The sequence below is a fragment of the Citrobacter sp. L55 genome (assembly GCF_002850715.1).
Lineage (GTDB): Bacteria > Pseudomonadota > Gammaproteobacteria > Enterobacterales > Enterobacteriaceae > Citrobacter > Citrobacter braakii.
The window spans coordinates 207,876-233,497 of sequence record NZ_KZ559402.1 but is presented as its reverse complement, the minus strand read 5'-3'; the positions used below and the strand labels follow the sequence as shown (position 1 = coordinate 233,497).

Below are 25,622 nucleotides of genomic sequence, written 5' to 3'. Positions count from 1 at the left end.
TTTCAGTCAGAGCGAGTCATGCAAACAGAGCAGTCGTCACAGCGAACGGTTACACGGTTATGTATTCAATGCGGTCTTTTTTTACTTCAGCATGGGGCAGAAAGTGCGCTGGTTGACGAGCTATCCACCCGCCTCGGGCTGGCGCTTGGCATGGATAGCGTAGAAAGCGCTATCTCCTCTAACGCCATCGTCCTGACCACCATTAAAGACGGGCAGTGCCTGACTTCAACGCGAAAAAATCAGGATCGCGGAATTAACATGCACGTCGTGACGGAGGTGCAGCACATCGTTATTCTGGCGGAACACAAACTGCTGGATGTTAAAGGCGTTGAGAAACGCTTTAGCCAGATTAAGCCGCTGCGCTATCCAAGATGGTTGGTCGCCTTTATGGTCGGCTTGTCCTGCGCCTGCTTTTGTAAACTCAATAATGGCGGATGGGATGGCGCGGTGATCACCTTTTTCGCCAGTATGGTGGCGATGTATATTCGCCAGATTCTGGCGTCCCGGCATTTGCACCCGCAAATCAACTTCTGCATTACTGCGTTTGTGGCAACCTCGATTTCTGGTCTGCTGCTGACGTTGCCGACGTTTAACCACACTCCAACCATCGCCATGGCCGCCAGCGTGCTGCTGTTGGTTCCGGGTTTTCCGTTGATCAACTCCGTCGCGGATATGTTTAAGGGACACATTAATACTGGGCTCGCTCGCTGGGCTATTGCCAGTCTGCTGACGCTGGCGACCTGCATTGGCGTAGTCATGTCGATGACCTTATGGGGGCTGCGCGGATGGGCGTGATCGATTTCATTTTGGCGCTAATGCAGGACATGATCCTGTCGGCAATACCTGCGCTTGGTTTTGCCATGGTATTTAACGTACCACATCGGGCGCTCCCCTGGTGCGCGTTACTCGGCGCACTCGGCCACGGTTCACGAATGGTGATGATGAGCGCAGGATTTAATATCGAATGGTCAACCTTTATGGCGTCGCTACTGGTGGGCTGCATTGGGATCCAGTGGTCACGCTGGTATCTGGCGCATCCGAAAGTCTTCACCGTTGCGGCAGTAATCCCCATGTTCCCTGGGATCTCGGCCTATACCGCCATGATCTCGGCGGTAAAAATCGGCCATTTTGGTTACAGCGAAGCGCTGATGATCACGCTGTTGACCAATTTCCTGAAAGCCTCATCGATTGTCGGAGCGCTCTCCATCGGGCTATCCGTACCGGGATTATGGCTGTATCGCAAACGCCCGCGCGTTTAGCGGCACGCTTTGTTAGCCCTCGCAGAGAGGGGAATCGTCCCCTCATCTGCTGCTCTCCTTCTTCTCTGTGTTACTATAAAAGCAGTCCCCTTCTCGGTTGTTGTTCAGTATTGAGAAACATTATGCCCAGCAAAATTTTGACGCCGGACGTCACTAGCATTGACGCCTTACTACACGATCACCATACGGTGCTGGCCAGGTCTGCGGGCGGCGCCGTAGCCGTATTCGCCAATAACGCGCCAGCATTTTACGCGGTGACGCCTGCACGACTGGCCGAGTTGTTAGCGCTTGAAGAGAAGCTGTCACGCCCGGGAAGCGATGTGACGCTGGATGCACAATTTTATGAAGAGCCGCAAACCGCTCCTGTTGTCGTGCCAATGGGGAAATTTGCGATGTACGCTGACTGGCAGCCCGATGCCGACTTTCAGCGCCAGGCCGCCCTGTGGGGCGTGGCGTTAAGAGAACCGGTCACCGCCGAGGAACTGGCCTCATTTGTCGCCTACTGGCAGGCCGAAGGCAAAGTCTTTCACCATATTCAGTGGCAGCAAAAACTGGCACGCAGCATCCAGATTGGCCGGGCCAGCAATGGCGGAATGCCGAAGCGCGATGTGAACAGTGTCAGCGAGCCTGACAACCATATTCCACCGGGTTTTAGAGGATAACGATGAAAAACGTTGGCGACCTGATGAAACGTCTGCAAAAAATGATGCCGGCTAATGTCGAGCCAGCCTTTAAAACGGGCGAGGAGCTGCTGGCATGGCAAAAAGAGCAAGGTGAAATTCGCGCCGCAGCGCTGGCCCGTGAAAACCGAGCCATGAAAATGCAGCGCACATTCAACCGTTCCGGTATTCGTCCACTGCATCAGAACTGTTCGTTCGATAACTATCGGGTGGAATGCGAAGGTCAGATGAACGCCCTGAGCAAAGCTCGCCAGTACGTTGAAGAGTTTGACGGCAACATCGCCAGTTTTATTTTCTCTGGCAAGCCCGGCACCGGCAAAAACCATCTGGCCGCCGCTATCTGCAACGAACTGCTGCTGCGCGGCAAGTCGGTGCTGATTATCACCGTTGCGGACATTATGTCAGCCATGAAAGATACCTTCAGCAACCGTGAAACCAGCGAAGAACAGCTACTCAACGATCTCAGCAATGTCGATTTGCTGGTGATCGACGAAATCGGGGTGCAGACCGAATCCCGCTATGAAAAGGTGATCATCAACCAGATCGTCGATCGTCGCTCGTCCTCTAAACGGCCAACCGGTATGCTGACCAACCTGACCATGGATGAAATGAATAAACTTCTCGGCGAACGGGTCATGGATCGTATGCGCTTAGGCAATAGCTTATGGGTAAACTTCAACTGGGAAAGCTACCGTAGTCGGGTAACCGGTAAAGAGTATTAACGTATTAGGACCACTCCTAAGACTGCCGGCGCTATACTGCGCTGAAAAGGCATAACACGAGTTGCATATAATGATGAAAACAACCAAACGTCTGCTGTGCTGTGCGCTTGCCGCCAGCACGCTCATCTCGACCAGCGTTTTCGCCGCCTCCTGGCAGGATTCGCTCTCCAGCGCGGCCAGCGAACTGAGCAAACAAAGCTCCGGCTCGCAGGGCGGCTCGTCGCTCTCTTCCCTGACCAGTCTACTGAATGGCAGCAATCAGTCGCTGACCTCCAGCAGCATGAATAACGCCGCCGGGATCCTGGAATATTGCGCGAAACAGAAACTGGCCTCGGTCACCGACACGCAGAACGTCAAAAACCAGGTGCTGGATAAACTAGGCCTCAGTGCTCCGGAGCAGAAACAAGACACCAACTATATGGACGGCATTCAGGGGCTGCTCAACGCCAAAGATGGTCAACAACTGGACCTGAACACAATTGGCAACAGCTCGCTGGCGAAGCAGGTAAAAACCAAGGCCTGCGATCTGGTGTTAAAACAGGGTATGAACTTCATTTCCTGACGCACGACATGCCGCGTATACCCTGCGCGGCATCAACCTGCTCCCCATAAAATTCACACGTCAAATAATCAGTAAATCCCCCGCAAAAAACACGCATATCTAAACCAATTCTGAATAACAACGTAATTTAATGTCACTACAATTGCAGCAATGCAACATCGCTATTACATTGTGCTTTCCCAAAATCATTAGCCTGCCTGGCGTTTGCCCGGTTTACTGAGGATCGATCGTTGTCAGAACTCATCTCCATTACTCTGTTTCTCGCTTCAGTGCTGATTTACGCCTGGAAAGCGGGTCGCAACACCTGGTGGTTTGCTGCCACGTTAACGGTGCTGGGGATTTTTATTGTCTTGAATATCACGCTGTATGCCAGTGACTATTTCACCGGCGACGGTATCAATGACGCGGTTCTGTACACGCTGACCAACAGCCTGACCGGCGCGGGAATTGGAAAATATATCTTACCTGGCGTCGGGATTGCGCTGGCGCTGACGATCGTTTTTGTCGCTCTCGGCTGGATTCTGCGCCGCCGTCGCCATCATCCGCATCATGTGGGTTACAGTCTGCTGGCCCTGCTGCTGGCGCTGGCCTCCGTAGATGCCAGCCCGGCGTTTCACCAGATAACCGAACTGGTAAAGTCGCAGTCGCGCGATGGCGATCCGGATTTCCCAACCTATTATAAAGAGCCGTCAAAAACGATTCCCAACCCGAAGCTGAATCTGGTTTATATCTATGGCGAAAGCCTCGAGCGCACCTATTTTAACAACGACGCGTTCCCGGATCTGACCCCGGAACTCGGTGCGTTGAAAAACGAAGGGCTGGATTTCAGCAATACCATGCAACTGCCGGGTACCGATTACACCATCGCTGGCATGGTCGCCTCCCAGTGCGGTATTCCGCTGTTTGCGCCGTTTGAAGGTAACGCCTCGGCATCGGTCTCCAGCTTCTTCCCCAACAATATTGTCTGGGCGATATCCTGAAAAACTCCGGCTATCAAAACTACTTTGTGCAGGGAGCCAACCTGCGCTTTGCCGGCAAAGACGTGTTCCTGAAATCTCACGGTTTTGATCATCTCTACGGTGCGGAAGAGTTAAAAAGCGTGGTTGCGGACCCAGCCTATCGCAACGACTGGGGCTTCTACGACGATACCGTGCTGGATGAAGCATGGAAAAAATTCGAAGAGCTTTCACGTTCGGGCCAGCGCTTTTCACTATTTACGCTGACTGTGGATACCCATCATCCAGATGGATTTATCTCACGTAACTGCAACCGTAAACGTTATGACATCGACGGGAAGGCCAACCAATCCTTCAGCGCGGTCAGCTGCAGCCAGGAAAACATTGCCGAATTTATCAATAAGATCAAAGCCTCACCGTGGTTCAAAGATACCGTTATCGTGGTTTCTTCCGATCATCTGGCGATGAACAACACCGCATGGAAGTATCTGAACAAGCAGGATCGCAACAACCTGTTCTTCGTGCTGCGCGGCGACCAGCCACAGCAGGACACGCTGGCGGTGAAGCGTAACACGATGGATAACGGGGCAACGGTACTGGATATTCTCGGTGGCGATAACTTTATCGGTCTTGGCCGCAGCAGCTTGTCGAGCGAATCCGTGTCTGAAGTGTTCCTGAACATCAAAGAAAAAATGCTGGCGTGGAAGCCCGATATCATCCGCCTGTGGAATTTCCCGAAAGAGATGAAAGAGTTCACCGTCGACCAGGACAAAAACATGATCTCTTTCTCCGGCAGCCATTTCCGCCTGCCGTTGTTGCTGCGCGTATCGGACAAACGCGTCGAGCCGCTGCCGGAAAGCGAATACTCAGCCCCGCTGCGCTTCCAACTGGCAGATTTCGCGCCGCGAGATAACTTTGTCTGGGTTGATCGCTGCTACAAAATGGCTCAGCTATGGGCCCCGGAGTTGGCGCTCTCCACCGACTGGTGCGTATCGCAAGGCCAGTTAGGCGGACAGCAAATCGTGCAGCACGTCGACAAAGCCAAATGGAAAAGCAAAACCGTGTTTAAAGACACGGTGATCGACATGGAGCGCTACAAAGGTAACGTCGATACGCTGAAAATTGTCGATAACGACATTCGCTACAAAGCCGACAGCTTCGTCTTCAACGTGGCGGGCGCGCCGGAAGAGGTTAAACAGTTTAGCGGCATATCACGCCCCGAATCCTGGGGGCGCTGGTCCAATGCGCAGCTCAGCAAAGAGGTGACCATCGAGTACAAGGCCCCGCTGCCGAAGAAATTCGATCTGGTCATCACCGCGAAAGCCTTCGGCGACAATGCCAATCGTCCTATTCCCGTGCGCGTTGGCCACGAGGAACAGACGCTGGTGTTAGGCCATGATGTCACTACCACTACCTTGCATTTTGATAACCCGGCAGATGCCGATACGCTGGTGATTGTCCCGCCCGATCCGGTCGCCACCAACGAGGGCAATATTCTCGGCCACTCGCCGCGTAAACTGGGGATCGGGATGGTTGAAATCAAAGTTGTCGCTCAGGGCTCGTAACATGAAATGGCTGATGGCGCTTCGCTTATCAGCCTTACAGCCAGCCGCATTTATTGTCTGAAAAAAAACAGCGCCCAACACCACACCGGGCGCTGCATGGCAACCTTATTCCAGACTTTTCACTGCCTGGCGCATACCCTGCACCAGAATCATTTCCAGGTTTGCCGTCACCTGCCCGGCAAGCCCGGGCAGCAACGTCAAATCTTCACCCCAGTGCGCCGCATCGCCGAGCACAGTATCCACCAGTTCACGCAGCGTTAAATCTTTGCCAACTCGCGGCCACTGACTGGCATACAGGCTAACCCACTGCTCATCATCCTGTATCGGATAGCGTTCTCCCTCCCGCTCTGCGCGATAAAACGCCAGCAGCGCCGCGAGGGCGAACGTTAACCGCACGGGCCAGCGCCCATTTTGCTGGCCCGCCAGCAGTTGCGGCAAAATTCGGGTACGGAATTTGGTCATCCCGTTAAGCGCAATGGAAAGCAACTGGTGACGAATGTAGGGATTTTGAAAACGCCCGCTCACCGCGTCGGCAAATTCACGCAGTTCATCCGCCGGGAGATCCAATACCGGTATAATTTCCTCGCTAATCGCCCGCTCGACAAAGTGACAGACATCGGCATCCTGCATCGCTTCGCCGACGGTCTCCAGACCACACAACCAGGCCACCGGCACCAACGCCGTATGCGCGCCATTGAGAATGGCGACCTTACGCTCTTTGTACGGTTTGATATCGCTCACTACCCGAATGTTCAGCGGGCACTGCGCCAGCTTCAGCTCCTCGGCCAGCCACTGCGGCCCCTGAATCACAAACAGGTAAAAATGCTCCGCGGTATCGAGAAACGCATCGTGATAGCCAAGCGTAGCTTCCAGCGCGGCGGCTTCTTCTCGCGGGTAGCCGGTGACAATGCGGTCGACCAGCGTGGAACAGAAGGTGTTTGCCGTCGTCACCCAGTCGGCAAACGCCGGGGGAAGCTGCCAGTCCTGCGCATACTGCAGTACCAGCGTTTTGAGCGCCTCACCGTTATAGTCGATAAGCTCGCACGGGATAATGACCCAGCCCTTATCCACTGCGCCCTCAAAATGATTAAAACGTTCCAGCAGCAGACGCGTCAGTTTAGCCGGAAAGCTTACCGGCGGCGCATCATCGACCCGGTCTGCCGCGTGATAGCTAATTCCGGCTTCGGTGGTATTTGAAAACACAAAGCGAATATCCGCATTGTGGGCCAGCGCCAGATACGCCGCGAAGTCCTGATACGGATTGATTTCGTTATTCACCGAACGGATCAGCCGCGCCTCGCTCACCGCTTCGCCCTGCGCGTTTAGCCCGCGAATAAGCGTGGTATACAGCCCGTCCTGGGTATTCAGCGACGGTGGAAAATCGCTATTGATCGGGCGAACGATGGTCACGCCAGCGTTCAAAAAGGTTTGCTCGTTGAGGATATCCAGTTGCCAGTCGACAAACGCCCGCAGGAAATTCCCTTCACCAAACTGGATCACGCGCGTTGGGTAACTGGCTCCCGGAAAATCACGTCGATTCAATGTCTTCATCGCATTTCCCCTCTCAGAACGTGATCACGCCTTTAATCAGCTCACGGTTGTTAATCACATCCCGTTCGTAGATTTCTGCCAGTGTGGCAAACGCGTAACGGTGCGTGAGCATCATGTCGGCGGTCAGTTTGCCTTCCGACATCAGGCGGCCCACCTTGGCGAAATCTTCCGGTGTGGCGTTGCGACTGCCCATCATGGTGGTCTCTTTTTTGTGGAACTCCGGATCGGAGAACTGCAAATCGCCTTTGAATAGCCCAACGAAAACAATGCTGCCGCCATGGCGAATCAAATTCACCGTGTTGTTCATCGCATGCTGATTGCCCGTGGCATCAATGACCTTTTGCGCCAGCGAACCGCCAAACTGGTCACGCAGTTGCGCATCAAAATCTTCAGCAGACGGATCGATAACCGGGAGCCCCAACCGGGAAACCACATGCTCCCGGCGAGCCGGACTGGTATCGGCGACCACCACCTGTGCGCCATCGGCTTTGGCAATCGCCGCCGCGCCCAGACCAATCGGACCGGCACCGACCACCAGCACCTGCTCACCCGGAGCCACTGCCGCCCGGCGTACCGCATGCGCGCTAATGGCATAAGGCTCAATCAGCGCCGCCGCCTGCGGATCAATTCCCTGCGCATCCAACAGGTTGGTGACCGGTACGGACAGGTATTCGCTGAAGCCTCCATCCTGATGCACGCCAATCACCGAAATCTTCTCGCAGCAGTTAGTGCGCCCGCTCAGACAGGCCGGACACTGCTGGCAGGCCACGTAAGGAATAACCGCCACCTGCTGACCATTTTTCAGATTCTGTATATTTTTGCCCAGCCCGACAATTTCCCCACATATTTCATGACCCAGTACACGTGGATAGCTGAAAAATGGCTGATTGCCACCCCAGGCATGAATATCGGTACCGCAAATCCCGACTGATTTAATTTTTATTAATGCTTCACCCTCACCCGGAATAGGTATTTCACGCTCTTTCCAGACTAATTTTTTAGGTTCCTGGCAAATCAACGTATTCATCGTAGACATGATTCTGCTCTCCTGTTTTTTTGTTGCCTCAGATATCAACGAAAATAAAAAAGCCGGAGAAAGCAGAAACACAATCTGTGAATCCCAGCGCATAAAAATGTTTTAAATCGGGTTTTAATACGCAAAAAGGAGAAGCCATGAGCCGTTCACAGAACTTACGCCACAATGTGATTAACCAGATAATCGATGATATGGCGCGTGGTCATATCCCTTCCCCCCTCCCGTCGCAAAGCGCGCTGGCGGAGATGTACAACATCAGCCGCACCACCGTGCGCCATATGCTGAGCCACTTAGGCGAGTGCGGCGTGCTGACCCAGGTCGGCAGCCACTATGTCATCGTACGTAAACCCGACCATGACGACGGTTTTGCCTGTACCACCGCCTCCATGACTGAGCAAAACCGGATTTTTGAGCAGGCTTTTTTCACCATGATCAACCAGCGTCAGCTACGCGCAGGGGAGAGTTTCTCCGAACTACAGCTTGCCAGAGCTGCAGGGGTCAGCCCGGTGGTGGTGAGAGAATATCTTTTAAAATTCGAACGTTACAATCTGATCAAAAACGAAAAACGCGGCCATTGGAGCATGAAGCAGTTCGATCAGGCCTATGCGGAACAGCTGTTTGAACTCAGAGAGATGCTGGAAACCCATTCCCTGCAGCATTTTCTCAATCTGCCCGACGATGACCCGCGCTGGCTGCAGGCTAAAACACTGCTGGAGCGTCACCGGGTCCTGCGCGACAGCATCGGCAGCAGCTTTCGTATGTTCTCGCAGTTAGACCGTGAGTTTCATGCTTTATTGCTCTCCGCAGCAGATAATATATTTTTTAATCAATCACTTGAAATTATCTCCGTGATTTTCCACTTTCATTATCAGTGGGATGAAAGCGACCTCAAGCAGCGCAATATCATTGCCATTGATGAGCATATGACCATCCTCAGCGCACTGATTTGCCGCAGCGACCTGGATGCCACCCTGGCGCTCTGTAACCATTTGAATTCAGCCAAACAATCGATGATTCGCTCCATCAACCAAAGCCATAGCGCCGCTCATTAAGTACCGATAAAAAACAGCAAACCATTACCGGGAGCACGATTTTATAAAAATAAAAACGCCGGAAAAATACCGCTTGCCTATGCTCACGCTAAGTCGACTGCATTAAAAACTTTTGTGAGCGGTGATGAGCAAATTGATTCATCACTGGTATTTTTCAATACTGCACAGCCCGGCTGTGTGAAAATAAATTATTGAGGTTCAGGAGTCCGGCGTGGAAAAAAATAATATTACCCTCGACCCGAGTTCTTCGTTTGGCACGTCGTCATCTGCGGATATTAACGTTCCGCCTGAGGGCATGGTGCAACGCAGTAGCCGAATAAAACGTATTCAGACCACAGCAATGATTTTATTATTTTTTGCTGCGGTGATTAATTATCTCGACCGCAGTTCACTGTCGGTCGCCAACTTAACGATTCGTGAAGAACTGGGGCTGAGCGCCACGCAAATCGGCGTACTGCTGTCAGTGTTTTCTCTCGCTTACGGTATTGCACAGCTGCCCTGCGGCCCGCTGCTGGATCGCAAAGGTCCGCGCATTATGCTGGGGCTGGGGATGTTCTTCTGGTCGCTGTTTCAGGCGATGTCTGGCATGGTTCACAGCTTCACTCAGTTTGTTCTCGTGCGTATCGGGATGGGGATCGGCGAAGCGCCCATGAACCCGTGCGGCGTAAAGGTCATCAACGACTGGTTTAACATCAAAGAGCGCGGTCGCCCAATGGGGTTATTCAACGCCGCTTCCACCATCGGTGTTGCCATTAGCCCGCCGATTCTGGCTGCCATGATGCTGGTGATGGGCTGGCGTTGGATGTTTATTACCATCGGCGTGCTGGGTATTTTCCTCGCCATCGGCTGGTACATGTTGTATCGCAACCGCGAGCAGATTGCGCTGAGCGCTACTGAACAAGCGTATCTGAACGCCGGTAGCGTCAATGCCCGCCGCGATCCGCTGAGCTTTGCCGAATGGCGCAGCCTGTTCCGCAACCGCACTATGTGGGGCATGATGCTGGGCTTTAGCGGCATCAACTACACCGCGTGGTTATATCTGGCGTGGCTGCCAGGCTACCTGCAAACCTCCTACAACCTGGATTTAAAAAGCACCGGATTAATGGCGGCGATCCCATTCCTGTTTGGCGCAGCCGGCATGTTAATTAACGGTTTTGTCACCGACTGGCTGGTGAAAGGCGGTATGGCACCGATTAAGAGCCGTAAGATTTGTATTATCGCCGGGATGTTCTGTTCTGCGGCCTTCACTTTCATCGTGCCGCAGGCCACAACGTCGATGGCCGCCGTCTTACTGATCGGTATGGCGCTGTTCTGTATCCACTTCGCCGGCACCTCGTGCTGGGGCCTGATCCACGTAGCCGTCGCCTCACGCATGACCGCCTCCGTGGGCAGTATCCAGAACTTTGCCAGCTTTATCTGCGCGTCGTTTGCACCAATCGTCACCGGATTTATTGTTGATACCACCAACTCTTTCCGTCTGGCGCTGATCATCTGTGGCTGCGTCACCATGGTGGGAGCCCTCGCCTACATCTTCCTGGTGCGCCAACCCATCAGCGATCCGCGTAAAGATTAATCCTCATGATGCCCGATAACACCGCGCTTATCGGGCATGTTATGCTCGACAAATGAACATCACCTTACGCTCCACCACTCTGGCAGAAACTGCCGCTCTTCCCGCCATCGAACGATCTGCGGGACAACGTTTTTTATTCATCCCCGAACTGGCGTGGATTGCTGACGACCAGATTATATCGGCTGACCAGCATCGGGCATTTGTCGCCGCTGGCATGAGCTGGCTGGCGCAGGTCGATGAGCATCCGGTCGGTTTTTTAGTTGCCGAAACGCTGGGGTCATCGCTGTTTATTGCTGAACTTTCATTGCATCTGGAGTGGCAGGGAAAAGGTATTGGTCGCAGATTGATTGGCTATGTTGCCGAACAGGCGCGCGAGAAAGGTTATACATCGCTCACGCTGACCACCTTTCGCGATGTGCCGTGGAATGCGCCATTGTACTCACGATTGGGGTTTGAAATGCTGGCTGACGAGACGCTTCCTGCACTGCTGCGCCAGAAAAGAGAAGACGAAGCGGCGCACGGGCAGACGTACGAACTACGCTGCGCCATGCGCCTGATGCTGCGTTAATTGCCCGCGGGCGGCTACGCCTTATCGGGCATTACCAACTTAGAACGTTTCCCAGTTATCCCCGGCATCCGTTACCGCAGCTTTTCGCGGCTGGACCGTTGAAACCGGTTTAGCGGCAGCAACGTCACGCACGCGCTGTTGGTCATGCTGAATACGGAATACGGCAACGGCCTGGGTCAGACGGCTGGCCTGCTCTTCCAGCGCCGCAGCGGCGGCGGCGGATTCTTCCACCAGCGAGGCGTTCTGCTGCGTCACACGATCCATCTCAGCAACGGCCAGACCGACCTGGTCGATACCGCGGCTCTGTTCATCAGAAGCAGAGGCAATTTCACCCATGATATCGGTCACGCGGGTTACCGCATTGACGATCTCATCCATGGTTTCACCAGCGCTTTCTACCAGCGTTGAACCCACATCCACACGGCTGACCGAGTCTTCAATCAGGCTCTTGATCTCGCGCGCGGCCTGCGCACTACGCTGGGCCAGGTTACGAACTTCACCCGCAACCACAGCAAAACCACGGCCCTGCTCGCCCGCGCGCGCGGCTTCTACCGCGGCGTTGAGCGCCAGAATATTGGTCTGGAAGGCAATGCCGTCGATGACGCTGATAATGTCGGCGATTTTCTGCGAACTGGAAGCGATGTCGCGCATGGTTTGCACCACGTTATCCACCACTTTGCCGCCTTTCTGCGCGGTTTCAGAAGCGCTCAGGGCCAGATGGCTAGCCTGACGCGCGTTTTCGGCGTTCTGCTTCACGGTCGCCGTCAGCTGTTCCATGCTGGCTGCGGTTTCTTCCAGAGATGCAGCCTGCTGCTCGGTACGCGAGGAGAGATCGTTGTTGCCCATCGCAATCTCGCTGGCCCCGCTGTAAATCGCGTTGGCACCGTTACGCACATCACCCACGGTGTTCATCAGCTCACCCTGCATATGACGCAGGCTTTCCGCCAGTTGGCCAATCTCGTTGGAACCTTCCACCTCAATACGCTTCACCAGGTCGCCGCTGGCGATATGACGAATGCTGTCGATCAGACGGTTCATTGGGGAGATAAGAGTCAGTTTAATGCCGAACCAGACCGCAATAATTGCCGCCAGTACGGTAATCAGCACGCAGACCAGTACCCACATCGCCTGGCTGTAAGAGCTGTTGTTATCTGCTACCGCAATGTCATACAGGTGATCGTTCTGCTGCATGTAGTTGATGTATGTCTTCTCAAAACCATCCTGATAGCTCTGCGTGGGTTGATCAAAGAACGCATTGATCTTCCCGTCACCCAGTAACTGGATCAGCTCCGCCAGCGCGCCGTGATAGATGTCATAGGTGCGGTTGATCTCCTGGAACGCGGCTTCACTTTGACGCGGATCGCGCGGGAGCGACTCGTAAATCGCCCAGTTTTTTTCCGTCAGTTTCAGCGCCGTGCTGGCTACCTGCATCAGCTCAGCAACGGTCGCACCGCTGCCGATATTGCTCTGATCCATCATGTAGCGAATACCCGCCCGGTTCAGGGTATTACGCGTTTGCAGCAGCTCAACCCAGGTGGCGTTCAGCGCAGACTGTTGCTGGCGAATGGTTTGCAGAACGGTAAAGTTCTCTTTGTCATTCTTAAGTGAGTTAAAAAACAAGCCGCCGGAGGCGAGCTGTAAAAGGCCAAATAGCGCCAATACCAGCAGTAAGCTGGTAACAATCTTCATTCGTTTTAACATGTTTTCTCTTTCCGCTAGACAGATGTCAGAATTTTCGGCCTGGAAAGGGAAAACTTTATGAAATTTGTGCTAGTTGAATCGATCTCAGCATCGACGATTCGTCGATCCACGCCGTCTGCCAAAGCGCTAAGCGGGTTTATTAGTGATCTCAATCACATAAATATACCCGTTAGTCCCCATTGCTTACCGCTCACTGACACTTGGGACCGCTTAAGCTGACATACAACCGCTCACTTATTTACCTTACTTTACGCGCGTATTTCTCTGGCAAGATCCCCCCAACATAGCAGTCAATTTACCTCCTCAAACACAAGATCAAACCCACGCGGCTTCGGCCAATTATTAATTAGATACCAGGTTTTACTATGGATACGAAAAAGATATTCAAGCACATACCCTGGGTGATTCTCGGAATCATCGGTGCATTCTGCCTCTCGGTAGTGGCATTACGTCGGGGTGAGCACATCAGTGCCCTGTGGATCGTGGTCGCCTCAGTTTCTGTTTATCTGGTGGCCTATCGTTACTACAGTCTGTACATCGCCCAAAAGGTGATGAAACTTGACCCGACGCGTGCCACGCCGGCGGTCATCAACAATGACGGTCTGAACTACGTTCCAACCAACCGTAACGTCTTGTTTGGCCACCACTTTGCCGCTATCGCAGGTGCGGGTCCGCTGGTTGGGCCGGTACTGGCCGCGCAGATGGGCTATCTGCCCGGTACGCTGTGGCTACTGGCGGGTGTCGTGCTGGCCGGTGCGGTGCAGGACTTCATGGTGCTGTTTATCTCTTCACGCCGTAACGGCGCATCTCTGGGTGAGATGATCAAAGAAGAGATGGGCCCGATCCCGGGAACCATTGCGCTGTTCGGCTGCTTCTTAATCATGATCATCATCCTTGCGGTACTGGCGCTGATCGTGGTGAAAGCGCTGGCTGAAAGCCCGTGGGGTGTGTTCACCGTCTGCTCAACCGTACCTATCGCGCTATTCATGGGGATCTACATGCGATTCCTGCGACCGGGTCGTGTGGGCGAAGTGTCAGTGATTGGTATTGTGCTGCTGGTTGCGTCTATCTACTTCGGCGGCGTGATTGCTCACGACCCGTACTGGGGCCCGGCGCTGACCTTTAAAGACACCACCATTACCTTTACCCTGATCGGCTACGCGTTTATCTCTGCGCTGCTGCCGGTATGGCTGATCCTCGCGCCGCGCGACTATCTGGCTACCTTCCTGAAAATCGGCGTTATCGTCGGTCTGGCGGTGGGGATTGTTATCCTCAACCCGGAACTGAAAATGCCGGCGATGACTCAGTACGTTGATGGTACTGGTCCGCTGTGGAAAGGCGCTCTGTTCCCGTTCCTGTTCATCACCATCGCGTGTGGTGCGGTATCTGGCTTCCACGCGCTGATCGCTTCTGGTACCACACCGAAGCTGCTGGCCTGTGAAACCGACGCGCGCTTTATCGGTTACGGCGCCATGCTGATGGAATCCTTCGTGGCGATTATGGCGCTGGTTGCTGCATCTATCATCGAACCGGGTCTGTACTTCGCAATGAACACCCCGCCTGCGGGCCTTGGCATCACCATGCCGAACCTGCATGAAATGAGCGGCGAGAACGCCCCGCTGATTATGGCGCAGTTGAAAGACGTAACCGCACATGCGGCGGCGACCGTCAGCTCCTGGGGCTTCGTCATTTCGCCTGAGCAGATCCTGCAGACCGCGAAAGACATCGGTGAACCGTCCGTTCTGAACCGCGCAGGTGGCGCGCCGACGCTGGCCGTTGGTATCGCTCACGTGTTCCACAAAGTGCTGCCGATGGCTGATATGGGCTTCTGGTACCACTTCGGTATTCTGTTTGAAGCACTGTTCATCCTGACCGCACTGGATGCCGGTACCCGTTCTGGCCGCTTTATGCTGCAGGATTTACTGGGGAACTTCGTTCCGTTCCTGAAAAAAACCGACTCTCTGGTTGCGGGCATCATCGGTACTGCGGGCTGCGTAGGCCTGTGGGGTTACCTGCTGTATCAAGGTGTTGTTGACCCGCTGGGCGGCGTTAAGAGCCTGTGGCCGCTGTTCGGTATCTCTAACCAGATGCTGGCTGCCGTGGCACTGGTTCTGGGCACCGTGGTACTGGTTAAAATGCAGCGTACCAAATACATCTGGGTTACCGTTGTTCCGGCTGTATGGCTGCTTATCTGCACCACCTGGGCGCTGGGTCTGAAACTGTTCAGCACCAACCCGCAGATGGAAGGCTTCTTCTTCATGGCGAATCAGTACAAAGAGAAGATTGCTAACGGCGGCGAACTGACCGCTCAGCAGATTGCCAACATGAACCACATCGTCGTCAACAACTACACCAACGCAGGTCTGAGTATTCTGTTCCTGGTGGTGGTGTACAGCATCATTTTCTACGGGTTCCGTACCTGGCAGAAAGCCCGCGCCATCAACGGTCGCTCTGATAAAGAGACGCCGTATGTACCGGTGCCGGAAGGCGGCGTGAAGACCTCTTCACATCACTAACCGTATTCAGCCCCGCTTCAGCGGGGCTTTTCGCTTATCAGGATTGTTTATGTTTGGTACTTTAGGTCAGGCAAAAAAATACCTCGGTCAGGCGGCAAAGATGCTGATTGGCATTCCGGACTACGACAACTACGTCGAGCACATGAAGACCAACCATCCCGATAAGCCGTACATGACCTACGAAGAATTCTTCCGCGAGCGCCAGGAAGCCCGCTACGGTAGCGGCGGAAGCAGTTGCTGTTAGAAGGAGAAATGAATGACCCCGATTGCAGTTACCCTACTCACCGGTTTTCTTGGCGCGGGTAAAACCACCCTGCTGCGCCATATTCTCAACGAGCAGCACGGCTATAAGATTGCCGTTATCGAAAACGAATTCGGCGAAGTCTCGGTGGACGATCAGCTGATTGGCGACCGCGCCACGCAGATCAAAACCCTGACCAACGGCTGCATTTGCTGTACCCGCTCCAGTGAGCTGGAAGACGCACTGTTAGATCTGCTCGACAACCTCGACAAAGGCGCCATCCATTTCGACCGTTTGGTGATCGAGTGCACCGGCATGGCCGACCCAGGCCCGATTATCCAGACCTTTTTCTCCCATGAAGTGATTTGCGAACGCTACCTGTTGGACGGTGTGATTGCGCTGGTTGACGCAGTACATGCCGACGAGCAGATGAACCAGTTCACCATCGCCCAGTCGCAGGTGGGCTACGCTGACCGCATCCTGCTGACCAAAACCGACGTGGCGGGTGAAAGCGAGAAACTGCGTGAGCGCCTGGCGCGCATCAACGCCCGCGCCCCGGTGTATACCGTCACGCATGGTGATATCGACCTCTCCCTGCTGTTCGATACCAACGGTTTCATGCTCGAGGAGAACGTGGTCAGCGCCAAACCACGCTTCCACTTTATCGCCGATAAGCAAAATGATATCTCCTCGATCGTCGTCGAGCTGGATTACCCGGTAAACATCAGTGACGTGTCGCGGGTAATGGAAAATCTGCTGCTGGAATCCGCCGAGAAGCTGCTGCGCTACAAAGGCATGCTGTGGATTGACGGCGAGCCGAACCGCCTGCTGTTCCAGGGCGTTCAGCGTCTGTACAGCGCCGACTGGGATCGCCCGTGGGGCGATGAGCAACCGCACAGTACGCTGGTATTTATCGGCATTAATCTGCCGGAAGACGAGATCCGAGCCGCGTTTGCGGGATTGAAGAAGTAAACAGCCGCTCCCTTTTATTTGTGAAAGGGAGCAAATATCTCTGAAACAAATATCTCGCATCACGCTTTCTGTTTGTAATATTGTCTGTTAATGTCATTACCCATGATGAATTCATGTTTTTATTAATATCTCTCGGAATATTAATTTAACATATTTATATAATTTTCATGAATTGGTAGGCGTAACATGGCAATCATTATTCCCACAATAAGCAGTTGTAGCGAGAAAATTACTGCCGGCGAAAAAAGACTGGCAAGACTTCTTGAGGGGGGACTCAGCGAACAGTGTACCTGCTGGTATGACACCCGAATGGGAGACAAGCAAGAGCATCCGGATTTTGTAATTCTAACCCCCGAAAAAGGTTTGTTATTTATAGAAGTAAAAGACTGGTTTATTACAAAAATTAAATCTGCCAACAAATCACATATTCATTATGAAACTAAAGACGGCATTCAACCGTTCAAGAATCCACTCGAACAGGTTCGTCAATATACCTTTCACACTATCAATAGCCTAAAAAAAGATCCGCTGCTTCGCCAGCAACAAGGTGATTATGAAGGCAGCTTTATTATGCCGTATGGATTTGGTGTTTATTTGAGCAATATCACCCGAGCACAGCTAGAAAAGAGTTTTCCACCCGAAGCGATAAATGAACTATTCCCAGCCAGCCAGGTTATTTGCAAAGACGAACTCAGCGAGTTTATGACCAAGGAACAAATCTCTGCCCGGCTCGAATCCCTTCTCAGACATAACTACGCTCATCACACTACACCACAGCAACTCGACCGTATCCGATGGCATCTATATCCCGATGTACGCATTAACGCATCCGTTACGCAGGTTGATCTGAACAATTTTACGTTCCACACCCCCGATGTGGTTTGCATGATGGACAGGAACCAGGAACAACTCGCCAGAAGCATGGGTGCAGGACACCGTGTTATTCATGGCGTGGCAGGATCCGGTAAAACGCTCATTTTGCACCACCGTTGTATTGAGCTTGCCAACAATATTGAAAACACCAAGCCGATCCTGGTGATTTGCTACAACATCACGCTGGCCAAAAAACTCAAATCACAGCTTGAGCAGCACACTTTAAGACTTCCCGTCGAAGTCATCCATTTTCATGCCTGGTGTTATCAACAGTTAAATACACATCATAGTCTTCCGCCGAAAAGTAAAAACTTTATTGAGCTGATGGAAAATGCACTGACGGTGGCATTTGAAGAGGGGATTATAAAACCGGAGCAATACAGCGCAGTCCTAATAGACGAGGGACACGATTTTAAACCGGAGTGGCTGAGAATACTCGCACGTATGCCAGACAACAAAGATAACTCCCTTCTTTTCCTCTACGATGACGCCCAGTCTATCTACCAGAAAAAGAAAGCCCTCGACTTCACACTCTCTAGTGTCAATATTAAGGCCCTTGGCCGCACTACGATCCTGAATACCAACTATCGTAATACCCGGCAAATACTCCATTTTGCCAGCAACATTGCCTTTAATTATCTCAATAATCACATTGAAGAGGCGCTCAAATACCAGCAACCTGATGCTGGAGGCTTGTCCGGCACTTACCCGGCACTGGCCAGCTTTGATAATCAGGACGAGGAGATTACTCACGTGCTCGATTGGGTGACAAAGCAGCGACAACAAGGTATTGCATGGTCAGAGATCGCCATACTGTGCCCTTCAACATACAGCATTTCGGGGATGCTGGGGCCACGTCTCGCGGCGCGTAGCATCCCCTACCAAATGATTGTGACCAGCGATGACAAAAAGCACTGGTCGCCGCAAAATGATCTCCTTTGTGTAATGCCTTTACCAAGCAGTAAGGGGCTTGAATTTCACTCAGTGGCTATTATGGATGCCGCAAAGGAAAGGGATGAGGAAGATCTGAGTGACGACATCAAGCGTCTGTATGTCGGATTTACCCGCGCGCGCCAGAATCTTTTGGTGACAATGCACGGAACAGGGAGCTTGCGCGACCATCTTATCAACACCTACGAAAATAGCGCAAAGGTGATCTAACGGAGCCACGCCAGGAATCCGTAAACATTCCCCTCTCCCTACAGCGGAGAGGGGCGAATCCTATTTCAACACGCCCTGCTGCGTTACAACCCACTGTTCACTGGTGGTAATCGGTTTGTCATCACGGCATGATGCCGCAGGTGTTCCACTAATTTGACAGCTGCGGTTATTTTAGCGGAGAACCGCAGCAGAAATAACCTCGCAGATGCCCGGTGGCGCTACACTTATCGGGCCTGGAAATTCTGCTTCCCGTAGACCGGATCAGGCACAGCCGCTATCCGGCACTCACAGTCCCTGCATATTCTGACTATTTCTTGTTTTGCTCGCGCAGCATCGCTTCGCGCAAAATGGCATTGAGACGCGTCTGGTAACCCTTCCCGGGGCGCTTCAGCCATTCCATCACATCGGCATCAATGCGCACCGACGCCTGCGTTTTTAACGGACGAAAAAACTTACCGCGAATGGCCTCTGACCACTGCTTATCTTCGGTCACGGGAATGTCGCTGTAATCGATATCATCGTCCGGTTTATTCGCCAGCGCCTTCAGTTCAGCCTCATGCTGAGCACTCAGCGCGGATACGCTGCCGCGTTTATGTTTAACTATGCTCATAACGATTCCTCTCTTTACGATCTGCCTTTCTGGCGCTGATGATACGAATGACTTCAAAGCGACTTTCAAACCTAACGCTATGGGCAACCAGAATAACCACAATGCCATGAACGAGACCAATGGTCTGCCAGCGATACTCACCGTTCTCATACCGCTCCTGCCGCGACAGATGTTGGGGATCGTCGAAAACCAATATTGCGTCCTCAAAGCGAACACCATGTTTACGGTGGTTACTTTGTGCCTTGTTTGCATCCCACTCAAACTCCATTGGCATGTTCTTTCCCTAATTGTATATACAAAAGTGTATATACAATTATCTTACGATTATAGCGAAATTGTTGGAAATAACATCACATTTTGCTTTTAATAGAGTGAAGTTAGTAGGCCGGATAAGGCGCAGCCGCCATCCGGCACTGGCAGTTTTCATTCCGATAAGTGATTCATCCCATGGAATTTTTCATCTGGTATGGCAAGCTATTGCCATTGCACTCGTTAAGGGACCAACGTGAAAAAGTACAAAGTGATTACCCCGCTTTTTCCAACTTATGATCAGACCCGAGCCATGATGAATGCCGTGGCTGGATGTTCAGTCAAAGCGGTGCGTAATATGATCACCGCCATTCAGGAGCAAACGGGTACGCCACAAAACCCGGTTGACTGGTCAGAGCCGGATAACTGGATTAAAGAACGGCTCAGCGGCGAAGATGCCAAAATAGCCTGGCAGATCTGGAAGATGGATAACCATATTCTCAACCCCCGCCACAGCTATGGCTGCTACATGTTTATCAATAACCCTTTGTTCGATCTTATGCAGACCCACGAAGACGGCGGCTGGTACCCCAGCGAACAGGGGCGATTATTTCTGGATAACGATGAAGCCACACTGCGTAAACTCGACGATACAGAAGGCATGTTGCAACTACTGGAACTGCTCGCCGGCCGGGAGCAGGCCAGACGCGCTGATCTTCTACCCGAGTGGCAGGCATTCTTACATCAGCACTCAAAATTTGCCTCCCCCAGTTCAGTCAAAACTACGCTCTACGCCCGGCTGTACAACCTGGTCGAGCGCGATCTGGTAGCCCGTGAAGGGATGAGCTACAAAATTACCGAGGCTGGTCGAAAATGGCTCGGTAAGGCACTGCCTGAACGTCGAACCGATCCACGTAAGGAGTTGCTGGATGCGGTAAAACGCTATAACCAGCAGCAAAAAGAGCTATTGCGCGACCAGCTCTCCACCATGAATCCGTACAAATTTGAACATCTGGTGGCTCAGCTACTTGAAACAATGGGTTACGAGCAGGTTGAAGTGACCAAAGCCTCCGGCGATAAAGGCGTGGATGTGATTGGTAAGGTTCAGGTGGGCATCACCACCATTACCGAAGTGGTGCAGGTAAAACGGATGCAGAACACCATCACGCGCCCGTATATCGATCAGCTACGCGGCGCACTTCCCTACCACAAAGCCATTCGCGGCACGCTGATCACTACCGGCAAGTTTGCCGCCAAATGCGCGGAAGCAGCGCTGTTCCCAGGCGCCGCGCCGATTACCTTAATCGACGGCGATCGCCTGCTGGAGCTGTTGATTGAAAACAACGTCGGCATTCGACGCAGCAACGCAGTGGAATTGCTGGATGTGGATTTACAGCTGTTTGATGAGCTGGAGATTGAATAACGTGCCAGACGCTGTAGCACAGCCATTTCTGTTCATGGCTTGCATAACAATATTGTGTAAAATCAGAGCAATCCCATTATCGGTAGAGAACGGACATGGCTGACCTGAACCTGAGTACCCTGACGGAAGCAGACATCATCACCAAACGCGTAATGCCCGCCATCCTTGACGCTGGCTGGAACGACACAACGCAAATCAGACAAGAGGTCAAACTCCGGGACGGCAAGGTCATCGTACGCGGCAAAGTCGCGTTATCCGGATTACACGCATGTTCCGACAATTATTATGAAAGGCCAGTGGCTGGAGGCAGCCGGTTTCACCACCGGCTGCAAATTCGATGCCAGAGTGATACCCGGCTGCATTGTGCTGACGGCCAAGCTGCCGGAGCCGGAAGAACTAGCGTTATTACATTCGCTGCGTCGGGTGTGCAAGCTGTCCGCACGTAAGCAACTAAGCAACAGTAGGTGCAGGAGTTTATCGACGTAATTTCGGCGAAACCTGTCAGGCAGAAATAACCGCCCGGATGCCAGACAGCGCTCATGAGTATAAGCCCCGTGTATTGATTGTAACATCATTTTATCCGGAGCCGTTTACTCAAGACCCTAAGCGATAATCCCAATCATCATAGTGGACTATATTCCCATCATGATAGTGCCAGGTAATCTTCTTGTAACGGAGCTGAGCAAGTTCAAGATGGGTCTGTTTTTCGTAATAAGGATCTTTAACATCGTGCATCAGTGAAAAAAGCGTAACGACTTTCACATTTTCCAGGGTTATCGTAAAATAGACCTCTTCCTGACCAGCATAATTTATTCGATAGAGGTCAATAACAGCTTTCCTTAATGTTTCTCCGGTACTTAATGATTTGTACAAAAGCACACTAGAAGCATCAATTTCCTTTTCAATTAAAAATGGACGATGTTGGCGTTTATTCAACACCCTCCCATTATGCAAATCAGAGTTGTAGCTCACATTATGATACAGACCTAAAATCTCGATCTGATTTTCACGGTCTTTTACCATCACACTACCTTTGATAATATTTCCAGCATCATCGATTAATGACATATACCCGGGGATAGCCATTTATAAATCCTTGTTAAATGGAATAGAATTCTCAACACTATTGATCATAACCGCAATACACCGCTTCCCTTCTGTCGTTTTGACCTTATACATTTCCCTGATGGAATTAACAAATAGCTTATTCATTTCTTCTTCTGACTCAGGGTAAGAGGTAAATGCGCATATCTGCTCAATATTCAGCAATGGTCTGTTATCGTTGAGGATAGCCAGAACACCGACTGGGTTATGTGGAATGGCTTCAGAGACCGCCCCCTGTAAATCTTCCGCCGTACTGGCATCAACTCCGGATTCAAGAGCACTTGCTACCGTTAACCAGTCATTATTACCTTTGCTAATTTCAGGAATAATATGGTTCCACCATTCTGACTCACTGCCATCATAAAGTTCGTGTACAACGGTATTTGCTCCTTTTTCATTTATCATCTGCAGAAGCTGTGCTGCAGTATGCACTGCAGCACAGGGAGCACCCGAAAGAATAAATAGAAAGGAGATAAAAATAAATTTCATTATCTTACCACCAAAATTGTGTCACCCGAATCGTAAATGGTTTGGCGCTTATCTTGTCCATTCATAATTATACATCCTGCAGATGCCGTTCCCGGTGGCTGCCCTTTTTTATCACCATGAATTTCGAAATGATCTCTGCCAAAAGTATTTGTCCCTGCAATAGGTTCGAGGATAATAGCGGAGGGACTTTTATGATTATTCCATCCAGCAATAAAATAAACGCCTCGTGGAATGGGGCCCTTGTTACGTATGTGTTCACAGTTCGGTTTATCCTTTGATTCACCAGCACCACTGTAGCAATAAGCAATTAATTTACCGTTATGGCTCAGTATACCTGTCGATACTTTATATTCCCATGTCATATGATTTACATCCTTTAAAATATAATAATTATGCTTATCATATTTAATTGTAAAATTAAATATGTTCATAAAGTCACAATTATTAAAATTCAAAATATTTATAATTCATACATCTTTATTTCTCGAACCAATAAATCGTATTCTGAATAATTAGATAACGGGGAAGCAGCAGGCAATCTGAAAACACCCGGTGGCACGACGCTTACCGGGTCTACAAATTCTGCGTCTCATAGGCCGGATAAGGCGCAGCCGCCATCCGGCATTCACTCCCCACTCACTCGGTAATCACAAACCGCGTCGCGGTAAAGCAGTTCAAAACCCGGTGTACCAGAAATACCATCGTTAGCGTTGCCACCAGCGCGACGGTAACAGAGGTGATGCGGTATAAATCGCTGAACACCAGATCGCTGTCCGGATGCAGGTTCTGGCCGAACATAATCCCGATGGTGGTGATACTGGCAAAACCCACCCCCGCGCCGACTTTTTCCATTACGTGCAGGCGGGCGCTGAACGCCAGCCCGAGGCCGATCAGCGGCATCATCAGCAGCATATGGTTGCTGAAATCATAGATAAGCAGTTGCACCAACAGAATATACAGGCAGGCCTGCACCACGCCGACCACGCGCCAGAGCGAGCTCAACACCGCGCCGCGATAGTGCATAGGAAACAGGATCAAAATGCCCGCCATCAGTGCCGACAGCGAATCGCTCAAATCACAGATCTGGAAGATAACAAAAATCATCGTCGCCACCGTACCGGAAAGCAGCGACTCGTGGCGCACCCGGGTGGCATCTTTCTCAATGCGCGGCGGTAGCTGGCGGGGTTCCACGTCCGGGATCAGATAATGCAGCAGCGCACTCAGCGCCACCGCCATGATGCAGGCTTCCATATTGGAGAACATCAGCGTGTGCCAGTTGGTGGTGGGATAGCTCATAAAGTTGAGCATCGTGCTCTGGCACACCACGCCCATCGAACCAAGCAGAAACAGCGGTCCTTTGCTCATCAAGCGAAAACGCATCACATACAGGCCAAACACCACCAGCGTCATAATCAGCGGCCACTGTGAGAGATAGCCGACGATTAGCACCATTTCGACACAGTTCACCGCCGCGCTGAACACGAACTGTTTTGCCACATGGCGGTTGAACACCGGCACCAGCGACAGCAGCATCAGCGGATAAACCACAAAAAATACGCCGTACTGTACGTTGTAGAAGGTCGAGATACTCAGTGCTATCGTCCCGGCAACGGAGATACGCAAGGTCTGGCGAAAATCATTGGCGGTGTAGACAATGTTCCCGTGCGGCGTAAAGACGTGGGCCAGAGTGTTAATAGACATAATGCAGCCAGCTGACGAGGTGGATCTGCGCCCCGGCAAAGGTACGGGCGAACATCCCCTCGCTGTTATACAGCTGCACCGTGGCGCGCGCCCCGGTCGGTAACGGCGTGTCGAGCGGTTCATTCAGTGCAACGTGAATGCGCATACGCTGGGCATCGCGCACCCAGCGGGTGGACTGTTCCGGTTGCGACAGCAGACCGTTAACCTGTTCCTGACCCGCCAGAATACCGGCATCGCTGCTGGTGACGCGGGCAGAGAAAACTTTGCCCGGCAAGGCGTCGAACACCACGGCGGCATCGGTATCTACCCGAGTGTGGCGCAGGCTTTTCTCTCGAAAGTCGGCCACGATATCGGTCTGATGGCTGACCAGCGCCAGCAGCGGCGTGGCTGCGGTAGCGTAAAGTCCGGGACTAAGCTGAAGGTTACTCACCGTACCGTCGGTCTGTGCATACACTTTGCTCCAGCTGACGTTCAGTTGCGCCTCTTCCAGCGCATTACGGTATTTTTGCAGCGTCACGTTACGCTTGTCATCGAGCTCGCCGCGCTGGATCAGCAGGTTCTGAATGCTGGCATTAAGCGCCGCCACCGACTGCTCGCTGGTTTGCCAGGCGGTACGCACCTTGTCGAGATCGGATTGCGACACGTTCTGCATGGTGGCCAGGCGCTGATAGCGGTCAAAGGTGGTCTTATCGTTACGGGCGCTGAATTGCGCGGTACGCAGGTTGGCGCGCGCGGAGGCTATCTGCGCATCCAACTGTTGATTGCTCAACTTCGCCTGCTCAAGGGCGATTTGCGCAGCCTCGACCTTATTGATAAACGGCGTCGGATCCAGTTCGTACAGCAAATCGCCCTTCTTCACCAGGCTATTATTGTGTACATGCACCTGCGAGACGTAACCGGATACGCGTGAGGAAACGGGCGTTACCACGCGCATCACCGTGGAGTCCGGCGTCAGCGGGATCCAGATATCGGCAACGATAAACCAGGCGAATATTACCAAGAAAGCGGCAATACTCACCCTTACCCAACGGGCAAATTTTTGTTCTGGGGTCATCATA

At 52.3% G+C, this 25,622-nt stretch carries 23 protein-coding genes and 3 pseudogenes; 16 read left to right on the top strand and 10 right to left on the bottom strand.

What is annotated here, in order from left to right:
• The first annotated feature begins 18 nt into the window (after nt 1-18).
• The 6 genes and pseudogenes from B9P82_RS11145 (at nt 19) to opgB (ending at nt 5,744) form a co-directional block, all read left to right on the top strand.
• Nucleotides 19-795, top strand: a complete 777-nt coding sequence (locus B9P82_RS11145; RefSeq protein WP_016155624.1) for a threonine/serine exporter family protein — start codon at nt 19-21, stop codon at nt 793-795.
• Nucleotides 786-1,259 (top strand): threonine/serine exporter, encoded by a 474-nt coding sequence (locus B9P82_RS11140; RefSeq protein WP_016151589.1) that lies wholly within the window; start codon nt 786-788, stop codon nt 1,257-1,259. The genes B9P82_RS11145 and B9P82_RS11140 overlap by 10 nt, the downstream gene beginning before the upstream one ends.
• 122 nt (nt 1,260-1,381) lie before the next feature.
• Nucleotides 1,382-1,921 (top strand): primosomal protein DnaT, encoded by a 540-nt coding sequence (gene dnaT, locus B9P82_RS11135; protein WP_016151588.1) that lies wholly within the window; start codon nt 1,382-1,384, stop codon nt 1,919-1,921.
• A gap of 2 nt (nt 1,922-1,923) precedes the next feature.
• Nucleotides 1,924-2,661 carry a DNA replication protein DnaC gene (gene dnaC / locus B9P82_RS11130; protein ID WP_101700348.1) on the top strand — a complete coding sequence of 246 codons (738 nt, stop codon included), beginning with the start codon at nt 1,924-1,926 and terminating at the stop codon, nt 2,659-2,661.
• Between the two features lie 70 nt (nt 2,662-2,731).
• Complete coding sequence (locus tag B9P82_RS11125) at nt 2,732-3,223, top strand: YjjA family protein (protein ID WP_016151586.1); 492 nt, start codon at nt 2,732-2,734, stop codon at nt 3,221-3,223.
• A gap of 230 nt (nt 3,224-3,453) precedes the next feature.
• Nucleotides 3,454-5,744: pseudogene (gene opgB, locus B9P82_RS11120) on the top strand (phosphatidylglycerol--membrane-oligosaccharide glycerophosphotransferase).
• 105 nt (nt 5,745-5,849) lie between these two features.
• Here opgB and B9P82_RS11115 read toward each other — a convergent pair.
• The gene (locus B9P82_RS11115) at nt 5,850-7,295 is read right to left on the bottom strand and encodes a tagaturonate reductase (protein WP_101700347.1); all 1,446 of its coding nucleotides are present in this window, start codon (nt 7,293-7,295) and stop codon (nt 5,850-5,852) included.
• A 13-nt stretch (nt 7,296-7,308) separates the two neighbouring features.
• Nucleotides 7,309-8,331, bottom strand: coding sequence for a zinc-binding alcohol dehydrogenase family protein (locus tag B9P82_RS11110; protein WP_019078308.1), 1,023 nt, complete (start codon nt 8,329-8,331; stop codon nt 7,309-7,311).
• Nucleotides 8,332-8,468: 137 nt separating this feature from the next.
• Here B9P82_RS11110 and B9P82_RS11105 point away from each other — a divergent pair, with 137 nt between their 5' ends.
• The 3 genes from B9P82_RS11105 (at nt 8,469) to B9P82_RS11095 (ending at nt 11,524) form a co-directional block, all read left to right on the top strand.
• The gene (locus tag B9P82_RS11105; RefSeq protein WP_016151582.1) at nt 8,469-9,383 is read left to right on the top strand and encodes a GntR family transcriptional regulator; all 915 of its coding nucleotides are present in this window, start codon (nt 8,469-8,471) and stop codon (nt 9,381-9,383) included.
• Between the two features lie 211 nt (nt 9,384-9,594).
• A complete protein-coding gene (locus tag B9P82_RS11100; protein ID WP_016155619.1) occupies nt 9,595-10,956 on the top strand; it encodes an MFS transporter in 1,362 nt (453 codons plus the stop codon).
• A gap of 52 nt (nt 10,957-11,008) precedes the next feature.
• Entirely contained in the window at nt 11,009-11,524 is a 516-nt protein-coding gene (locus B9P82_RS11095) for a GNAT family N-acetyltransferase (RefSeq protein ID WP_101700346.1), read from the top strand.
• A gap of 39 nt (nt 11,525-11,563) precedes the next feature.
• Here B9P82_RS11095 and tsr read toward each other — a convergent pair whose 3' ends face one another.
• The gene (gene tsr, locus B9P82_RS11090; protein WP_101700345.1) at nt 11,564-13,225 is read right to left on the bottom strand and encodes a methyl-accepting chemotaxis protein; all 1,662 of its coding nucleotides are present in this window, start codon (nt 13,223-13,225) and stop codon (nt 11,564-11,566) included.
• 365 nt (nt 13,226-13,590) lie between these two features.
• Between tsr and btsT the strand changes: the two genes are divergently transcribed.
• The 4 genes from btsT (at nt 13,591) to B9P82_RS11070 (ending at nt 18,988) form a co-directional block, all read left to right on the top strand.
• A complete protein-coding gene (gene btsT, locus B9P82_RS11085) occupies nt 13,591-15,741 on the top strand; it encodes a pyruvate/proton symporter BtsT (RefSeq protein ID WP_003830033.1) in 2,151 nt (716 codons plus the stop codon).
• 49 nt (nt 15,742-15,790) lie between these two features.
• Complete coding sequence (locus B9P82_RS11080) at nt 15,791-15,985, top strand: YbdD/YjiX family protein (RefSeq protein WP_003830038.1); 195 nt, start codon at nt 15,791-15,793, stop codon at nt 15,983-15,985.
• Between the two features lie 12 nt (nt 15,986-15,997).
• Nucleotides 15,998-16,954, top strand: coding sequence for a GTPase (yjiA, locus tag B9P82_RS11075; RefSeq protein ID WP_101700344.1), 957 nt, complete (start codon nt 15,998-16,000; stop codon nt 16,952-16,954).
• 186 nt (nt 16,955-17,140) lie between these two features.
• Nucleotides 17,141-18,988, top strand: coding sequence for a UvrD-helicase domain-containing protein (locus B9P82_RS11070; protein ID WP_101700343.1), 1,848 nt, complete (start codon nt 17,141-17,143; stop codon nt 18,986-18,988).
• Nucleotides 18,989-19,295: 307 nt separating this feature from the next.
• Here the strand turns inward: B9P82_RS11070 and B9P82_RS11065 are convergent, their stop codons facing one another.
• Complete coding sequence (locus B9P82_RS11065; RefSeq protein WP_016155614.1) at nt 19,296-19,598, bottom strand: BrnA antitoxin family protein; 303 nt, start codon at nt 19,596-19,598, stop codon at nt 19,296-19,298.
• A complete protein-coding gene (locus tag B9P82_RS11060) occupies nt 19,585-19,872 on the bottom strand; it encodes a BrnT family toxin (RefSeq protein WP_049269953.1) in 288 nt (95 codons plus the stop codon). Before B9P82_RS11060 ends, B9P82_RS11065 begins: the two co-directional genes overlap by 14 nt.
• Nucleotides 19,873-20,103: 231 nt before the next feature.
• Between B9P82_RS11060 and B9P82_RS11055 the strand changes: the two genes are divergently transcribed.
• From B9P82_RS11055 to B9P82_RS11050, 3 genes and pseudogenes are all read left to right on the top strand, one after another.
• Nucleotides 20,104-21,270: a restriction endonuclease gene (locus B9P82_RS11055; RefSeq protein WP_019078303.1), complete on the top strand. Its 1,167-nt coding sequence runs from the start codon at nt 20,104-20,106 to the stop codon at nt 21,268-21,270.
• Nucleotides 21,271-21,365: 95 nt separating this feature from the next.
• A pseudogene (locus B9P82_RS28915) lies at nt 21,366-21,521 on the top strand (type I restriction endonuclease subunit R); the annotation flags it as partial.
• A pseudogene (locus tag B9P82_RS11050) lies at nt 21,502-21,785 on the top strand (SymE family type I addiction module toxin); the annotation flags it as partial. The pseudogenes B9P82_RS28915 and B9P82_RS11050, both read left to right, overlap by 20 nt.
• A 79-nt stretch (nt 21,786-21,864) precedes the next feature.
• On the opposite strand, the gene tssD reads toward B9P82_RS11050, so the two are convergent.
• The 5 genes from tssD to B9P82_RS11025 all read right to left on the bottom strand — a co-directional run bounded on the left by tssD (nt 21,865) and on the right by B9P82_RS11025 (nt 25,621).
• Nucleotides 21,865-22,356: a type VI secretion system tube protein TssD gene (tssD, locus tag B9P82_RS11045; protein WP_016151575.1), complete on the bottom strand. Its 492-nt coding sequence runs from the start codon at nt 22,354-22,356 to the stop codon at nt 21,865-21,867.
• Nucleotides 22,357-22,863 carry a hypothetical protein gene (locus B9P82_RS11040; RefSeq protein ID WP_047414535.1) on the bottom strand — a complete coding sequence of 169 codons (507 nt, stop codon included), beginning with the start codon at nt 22,861-22,863 and terminating at the stop codon, nt 22,357-22,359.
• Nucleotides 22,863-23,294 (bottom strand): tlde1 domain-containing protein, encoded by a 432-nt coding sequence (locus B9P82_RS11035; RefSeq protein WP_223952673.1) that lies wholly within the window; start codon nt 23,292-23,294, stop codon nt 22,863-22,865. Before B9P82_RS11035 ends, B9P82_RS11040 begins: the two co-directional genes overlap by 1 nt.
• A gap of 205 nt (nt 23,295-23,499) precedes the next feature.
• Entirely contained in the window at nt 23,500-24,564 is a 1,065-nt protein-coding gene (locus B9P82_RS11030; protein ID WP_049041982.1) for a DUF2955 domain-containing protein, read from the bottom strand.
• Nucleotides 24,554-25,621: an HlyD family secretion protein gene (locus B9P82_RS11025; RefSeq protein WP_049041984.1), complete on the bottom strand. Its 1,068-nt coding sequence runs from the start codon at nt 25,619-25,621 to the stop codon at nt 24,554-24,556. Before B9P82_RS11025 ends, B9P82_RS11030 begins: the two co-directional genes overlap by 11 nt.
• Between the last annotated feature and the right edge of the window lies 1 nt (nt 25,622).